This window comes from Leptospira jelokensis (genome assembly GCF_004769635.1).
GTDB lineage: Bacteria > Spirochaetota > Leptospiria > Leptospirales > Leptospiraceae > Leptospira_A > Leptospira_A jelokensis.
This window is the reverse complement of the sequence record NZ_RQGH01000032.1, coordinates 1-6,296: the sequence shown is the minus strand read 5'-3', so window position 1 is coordinate 6,296 and position 6,296 is coordinate 1. Positions and strand designations below refer to the sequence as shown.

The 6,296-nt window shown below is 35.2% G+C and carries 8 protein-coding genes; all 8 read right to left on the bottom strand.

Going from position 1 to position 6,296, the window contains the following annotated elements:
• A partial coding sequence (locus EHQ62_RS18655) for a hypothetical protein (protein ID WP_208720711.1) occupies window positions 1–489 on the bottom strand: 489 nt, incomplete at its 3' end.
• Between the two features lie 19 nt (window positions 490–508).
• Window positions 509–1,255, bottom strand: a complete 747-nt coding sequence (locus EHQ62_RS15505; RefSeq protein WP_135644515.1) for a class I SAM-dependent methyltransferase — start codon at window positions 1,253–1,255, stop codon at window positions 509–511.
• A 3-nt stretch (window positions 1,256–1,258) separates the two neighbouring features.
• On the bottom strand, window positions 1,259–2,323 hold the full coding sequence (locus tag EHQ62_RS15500) for a pyridoxal phosphate-dependent aminotransferase (protein WP_135644513.1): 1,065 nt from the start codon (window positions 2,321–2,323) through the stop codon (window positions 1,259–1,261).
• Window positions 2,324–3,499 carry a radical SAM/SPASM domain-containing protein gene (locus EHQ62_RS15495; protein ID WP_135644511.1) on the bottom strand — a complete coding sequence of 392 codons (1,176 nt, stop codon included), beginning with the start codon at window positions 3,497–3,499 and terminating at the stop codon, window positions 2,324–2,326.
• A gap of 6 nt (window positions 3,500–3,505) precedes the next feature.
• Window positions 3,506–4,240: an acylneuraminate cytidylyltransferase family protein gene (locus tag EHQ62_RS15490; RefSeq protein WP_135644509.1), complete on the bottom strand. Its 735-nt coding sequence runs from the start codon at window positions 4,238–4,240 to the stop codon at window positions 3,506–3,508.
• Window positions 4,237–4,878, bottom strand: coding sequence for an HAD family hydrolase (locus tag EHQ62_RS15485; RefSeq protein ID WP_135644507.1), 642 nt, complete (start codon window positions 4,876–4,878; stop codon window positions 4,237–4,239). The genes EHQ62_RS15490 and EHQ62_RS15485 overlap by 4 nt, the downstream gene beginning before the upstream one ends.
• 59 nt (window positions 4,879–4,937) lie before the next feature.
• Entirely contained in the window at window positions 4,938–5,804 is an 867-nt protein-coding gene (locus EHQ62_RS15480) for an NAD-dependent epimerase/dehydratase family protein (RefSeq protein WP_135644505.1), read from the bottom strand.
• Window positions 5,801–6,296, bottom strand: a 496-nt coding sequence (locus EHQ62_RS15475) for a 6-phosphogluconolactonase (RefSeq protein WP_244241807.1), incomplete at its 5' end; no start/stop codon positions are given. The genes EHQ62_RS15475 and EHQ62_RS15480, both read right to left, overlap by 4 nt.

The window sequence follows — 6,296 nt, the reverse complement described above, 5'->3', positions numbered from 1 at the left end:
ATAGATAAACTTTAACAGAAAATAGAAAGAAGATATCATCTTCCCTAAGTATAAGCGTATAACACTTCTAGAGATTTTAAACTTAAAACTCTTTAAACTTAGAAACACAGTCTCAGCTAAATAAGAATCTTCGCAAATTACATTTAAGACAGACATTTTATCCGCATTATCTTCGATGTATTTTATCAAAGCTGAAACTTGAAAGACAGATAAAAAGAATGGACTTACTAGGTTATTTTTTCCGGATAGATGAGTCACTCCCCAATCAATCGAATGGCGATTTAATATACTTAACCCATTTAAGAATATCAAAACATCAGGAAGTATTGATTTTCTTTCAATTTGAACCCACTCAGAAATATCGATCCGATCTCCTGTTGACCCCAGTGTTATCCTTTGACATTTTTGAACGTTAGAACCTAAGTAAATCCAAGGATGATTACTTTTAGTAGATCCAAAAAACGGATGAATAGTTATCTTTAGCTTCAAAGAATTACTATTATTATTCTCAATTACTTGTTCGAAACAAATCGAGGGGAAGTTCCAATGACATTTTAAATTTCGACTTCTTATTTTCTTTTTTCTTTTGGATTGAAAATGCAGAAAAACATAAGGAATCGTAAACTGTTTTAGCCGATTTAGATGGGCTTCCCCAATATCCATTCGCTTTCATTTCGATTGGATCTAAATTTGAGATTCTTCCAAACAAATCATTTACATTCAAAACTACATAAGGTGCAATTTCACCTTCCAGTTTTCCTTCAAAATTAATATATTGATAAGAAGTTTTAATATCATTTACTGTGGGACCATTGGTCAATCGAAATGTAGATATAAAAATGCCCCCATCCTTTACCAAATCCCAAGCAGTTTTCAATGTCTGATCAAAATTCAAATTCCAATCAATACAACTTAAGGAAATAACAATATCATATTTTCTAGATTTGATCTGGTTTGTTTGTAAATCAAAGATATCATCCACGAATATATTGGCATTGGGTCGCATCACCTTACCCAATCGAATTGCATCCTCTTGGATATCGATTCCGGTATAATCTTCAATACCAAATTTTTCTTGGAGCGCAATCCCAAGACCCCCACAACCACAACCTAGATCGAGAATAGAACTATTTTTGTCCTTAATTGTATCTATAAAAATCGATTTTTCCGACTCATAAAAGTCATTCCATTGAATTCGATTTTTAGAATAATACTCTGAAATATTTTTTGAAGTGTATTTGATACTTTCGCTCATTGATTACGACCGAACAATTTCCTCTAAACTGGTAGCCAGTATCTCCATCTGCACTTTCGGCCCGATCGTTAATCTTAAATAATTTTCATATCCTTTAAAAGGCAATCCGCCTCTGATAAGCAGGGAATTTTTTTCAAAAACTTGAAGGGCCTTTTCTTTTTTATCTCCGAAATTCACATGAATGAAATTTGTATCAGTTTTAATATACGGAAGTTTGAGATTTTCAAAAACGCTGATTAAGTAATCTAAACCTTCTTTAGTCGCTTTGATGTAACGAAATACTAAATCTACATTTTCTAGAAAATAATCGGCAAATAATAAAGAGACAGAAGTGACCTCATACATTGGTCTAAACTTATACATTTTTGAAATCAAAACTTCATTAGAAAATAAATATCCGATCCGCAAACCTGCCAAACCGAAAGCCTTTGAAAAAGTTCTAGCAATGATTAAATTATTAAACTTTTTTAACAAAGGTTCCGCTGTTACCTCAGAAAAACCAAAATATGCTTCATCGATTAAGATGGGAACATGGAATTCAGAAGCCTTATTAATGATACTTTCTATTGCAGCCACGGGGAGAGAATTTCCCGTTGGACTATTGGGATTTGCAATGATAACTAAGGCAGTTTTTGAATTTATAGCACCGATAATTTCTTCTACGTTTACACTAAAAGCGTCACTATAATTAATCACTTTCTTTTGGGTGTTCCACAAAGTAGCGTAAATATCCACCATAGCAAAAGTGGGAGACAAATATACAACTTCATCTCCTTCTTTTACAAAAGTATCAAAACAGTAACGGATACCGCCATCTGCACCAGTAGTGACTAAAAAATTTTCGGGTTTAGCATTATGAAACTTACTTAACTTTGCATAAAAGGGTTCCGTTTCAGGATATGCAGTGATTAGATCTGAATTGATTTTGTTCTTAATTGATTCCAAAACATCTTTCGGAAGTTGATCGATTCTTTCATTTTTATCTAGTCGTAATTTCCCAAACCGAGTGATGATTTCGCCTCGTAGACGATAAACTGCATCAATATGTTTTCTATATTTGGTTCCCATTTAAACCACCGCACACCCTTTACAAGGGTTCACAATTTGTCTATTTCCCGATTTATGTGCAGCGCGAAGACTTTCATATCTCTCCATTCTCCATAATTCGGAAATGGAATGAGCCGGGAATTTTCCCATTTGTAAGTCGGAACGATAATCGCTATCACATGGATTGGTTAAACCATCTTGCCAAATAAACATCCTACGAAACAAATCGGAACAGGCTTTGGTTTGACCATTTGGTTTTGATTCATAAATATTTTCCCATGGATTGTAGTTCACAAAAGCAACTTGATCCACAAGATTTCCCCATACCTTTTCCATGGAATCCATGTCTTGTTTTTCCGTAACCTTAACGCCTGATACTCGAGTGATAATAGGCACAGAGGAATATTCTTTTTGTCTAATGTCCTGAAACATTTCTATGTTTTTCAAAACCTTATCAAGTTTTCCATTAACTCTCAATTGGCTATACAATGGTTCTTCTGCAGCATCAGCCGAAAACACAACGGTTTTAACACCACCTGCAAGAAGTGCGTGCACCTTAGACTCAGTTAAAAGGGAAGCATTTGTATTCAATTTCATGTTTAAAAACTTTCCCTTAGAGTATAACAACATTCCTTCTATTTCTTTTGCTAGTAGAGGTTCTCCACGCGAGGCGAGTGAAAGAAATTCAATATGACCCACTGCCTGATCAACGATTTCTTTAAAAAGGTCTAGAGTCATCTGGCCCATTCCCGGTGTTGTTTTTTTAAAAAAATTGATATCAGTTTGGTAACAGAATACACAACGGTAATTGCAAATGGAAGATGGTTCAATTTGTAAATAAGGAGGATAGTTGTCTAGTTTCTCTAATTGAGGAAATACATCATATCTGTATCTGTGATAAAAGAAACGAAGGAGTTCTTCGTCACTATAAGTGTACATTTCTTCTGCAATAAATGGTGTAATTTTAAATAACGCTTCATCAGTCGTAGCCGTTAAATCAACTAATACTTGATCTAACGTTTCTTTAAAGTTTTCCTTATGTTGGATTATATGAGTTGTTAGAAGTGAACCATCTGACCAATCTTTCAAAACACGAATGGCTCGATTCTTTTGGTATTCGATAATCCCGGTTTTATGACTTTTAAAGTCTTGGAAACTGTGATGTTTTTTATAAACTTTTGGATCAATCTCTTTCATAATAGATCACCTAAACTCACCATATTTTTTTAGCCACCACTCAACAACAGGAACTTGCCATTCATAGTCAACATCACATCCTGCCTCTTGGTAAAGTGGCAGAATTTTTTGTCCCATCCATTTCTGCGGAAGCATTCCCTCTTCAAGATTTGTTAGGTTACTAGGCCGAACAATGGAAACTCCCATATCGGCAAAAAGTACATCTCCTTGCGAATCCCGATCACAATTCAAAGTTTTGGGATCACCGAATGTTTCGAAAGGAACGAAAGGTTGTAAATAACCTTCCCCATCTTTTTTTCGCGCACGTAAAGGTGACCACATATTGTATTTCGATACGGTAACAGCCGAATCTGCCAATGGATTCTCCTTTAAAAGTCGAATTCCTTCGGAGATGGTATCCGATGTAACAGTCGCTGCGTTACAAAAAAGCAAAACAATTAAATCGATTGTTTGACCAGGGTTTCTTTCCTGAATGACAGAAAATCCATGTTGGTAAGCATGTTCACCTAGCGCCTCTTTTGTGGCAAGATGTGGTGGTCGATCAATCACTTCGACACCTTCCTCTAAAGCCAATTTTTTCAGTTCTGGATCATCAGTAGAAAGATAAACTTTGTTAATTTCTTTAGTTCGTTTTGCAATATTCATTGGATACCATGCAAGTGGTTTTCCCATGATTGGGAAGGTGTTCTTTCCAGGAAAACCAATGCTTCCTTTTCTTCCAAGAAGGAGTGCTACTATCATATTAAACCTAAAAAATCCTTTATTTTATTTCCGGAGAATTGAGAAGAAAAATTACTGGAATCTGTTTCTTTAAGTAGAAATTGAATTCCTGTTTTGTTTGCGGCCAACCAATCAGTTTTGCTATCCCCAATCAAAATGGCTTCTTGTTCTTTCACTTTATACTGATCCAAAGTCCAACGAATGGCTTCGGACTTTTCTGTAGGCGCACCAAAAACATGTTCAAACAACTTGTCTATTTGTAGTTCGAACAAAATTTCCTGAATTTCCTCTTGGGGTGTTCCAGTGACCATTACAAACTTTTGCTGTAATGGTTTTTGTTTTAGGTATTTCTCTACGCCTGGGATCCAAGGAGAAGATATAACTTTCTCTACTACAAGATCCGCAAATTTTTCTATATGCTGCTTTAAATTTTGATCTATTTTTTGAATCCCGACCCACTCCATATACAGAGGAATTTTTTCAAATCGAGAAATCCCTCCATAATCTAAATGGTGGGATTTAATTTTATCTAAAATATATTTTGGTGCATGTGGAAATAAGGCAAGATAAGCATTTGTTTTTACTTCTACAGATTCCTTTATGACTCCATCAAAATCCCAAAAGATGACTTTAAATTTATCTAAACTATGTATATTCAAGGTCTAATCACACGATATTATCAATATAAAAGGAAAATTAGACATCTTTAATTTTCTAATTACGACGTTTTCTTTATCTCATCAATCAATTGAAGAAGCCCCTGTCCTAGATCCACATGCATAGGTGGGATATATTTTCTTCCTAACTTAGGTTGGTAAGCATATGGGGTTCTCACATAATGGCCAATTTGATCGCCTTCTAAAAATTCTACAGAATCGGGCCTTCCTAGAATTTCTGCGAGCATCTTCAATAATTCGATGACTCTCATAGGTTCCTGACCTGTTAAAACAACACTTTGGTTTTTAAATTCATCCCCCATTGCTACAACACTTGCTCTCGCAGCGTCCTCAACATGGATGTATTCTCTCAAACTGTCAGCACTTCCTTCATATGTAATCCGCCCCGTCTCTAAAGCTGATTTTACAATACGATAGAGCCCATTCGAATCGTCTGATCTTGGTCCATACAAGGAGCCGTACCGAAGAATCGTAAAATCCAATCCAAAACACTTTTGGTATTCCTCAATATAACTTTCTGATGCTTGTTTGCTGCACCTATAGAAGCCACCTTCACGACTATATACATATACAGTACTTGCGTATAGGAAACGTTTGATTTTATGTTTTCTACAAGCTTCCAAAATGTACGTATTTCCTAGTACATTGATTCGAATTGTATCCACTGGCTTATCCAGAGCTTGGTTTAAATCAGCAAGTGCAGCAAAATTGTAAACGATATCAAATCCAGATACTATTTCGGATACAATGTTTTCATCTAAAAGATCGCCAGAATAAAACTTATGGTCAGGACGCAACCAAGGAGATTTTACCAAATCAAATATTGCTACCTCATGTCCTGCATCGCTCAATGCATCTGCCACATGAGATCCGAGAAATCCTGATCCACCAAATACTAATACTTTCATTTGTTAACTTTTAAATTCATAATATTCGTAGTGTTTCTTCCCCTAACTTTGGAAGCAGGCAAACTATCTCCACATAAAACTTTCCGGACAATTTCTTTTTTACTTTCACCCGATACCAAAAAAATGACATGCTCAGATTGATTGATTTTATTCAGAGAAAGCGAAATTCTTTCGGAGGGCATTTTTGGCGAATTGTAAACTGGAAAAACATCATCGGAATCTATGTTTTCCCCAATATCATTACCCGGAAACAAACTTGCGGTATGACCATCTTCACCAATACCTAAAATAGCCAAGTTAAATGTAGTGTTTTTTTTTAATTCCTGTATATATTTATTTGTCATATCAATAGGTGTTCCAAATCCAGGAGAATGAAAGATAACTTTAGAAATGACTTTTTCACCAATTGCTTCTTTTATTTTCTTCTCCGTACGTTCTGTATCATCTATAGGAACACAACGTTCATCTGCCAACCAAAAATGTATATTAGAC

What these genes read in the sequence shown, in the direction of transcription:
- EHQ62_RS15505 (WP_135644515.1), bottom strand. Translation starts at nt 1,255, where the DNA reads ATGAGCGAAAGTATCAAATACACTTCAAAAAATATTTCAGAGTATTAT.
- EHQ62_RS15500 (WP_135644513.1), bottom strand. Translation starts at nt 2,323, where the DNA reads ATGGGAACCAAATATAGAAAACATATTGATGCAGTTTATCGTCTACGA.
- EHQ62_RS15495 (WP_135644511.1), bottom strand. Translation starts at nt 3,499, where the DNA reads ATGAAAGAGATTGATCCAAAAGTTTATAAAAAACATCACAGTTTCCAA.
- EHQ62_RS15490 (WP_135644509.1), bottom strand. Translation starts at nt 4,240, where the DNA reads ATGATAGTAGCACTCCTTCTTGGAAGAAAAGGAAGCATTGGTTTTCCT.
- EHQ62_RS15480 (WP_135644505.1), bottom strand. Translation starts at nt 5,804, where the DNA reads ATGAAAGTATTAGTATTTGGTGGATCAGGATTTCTCGGATCTCATGTG.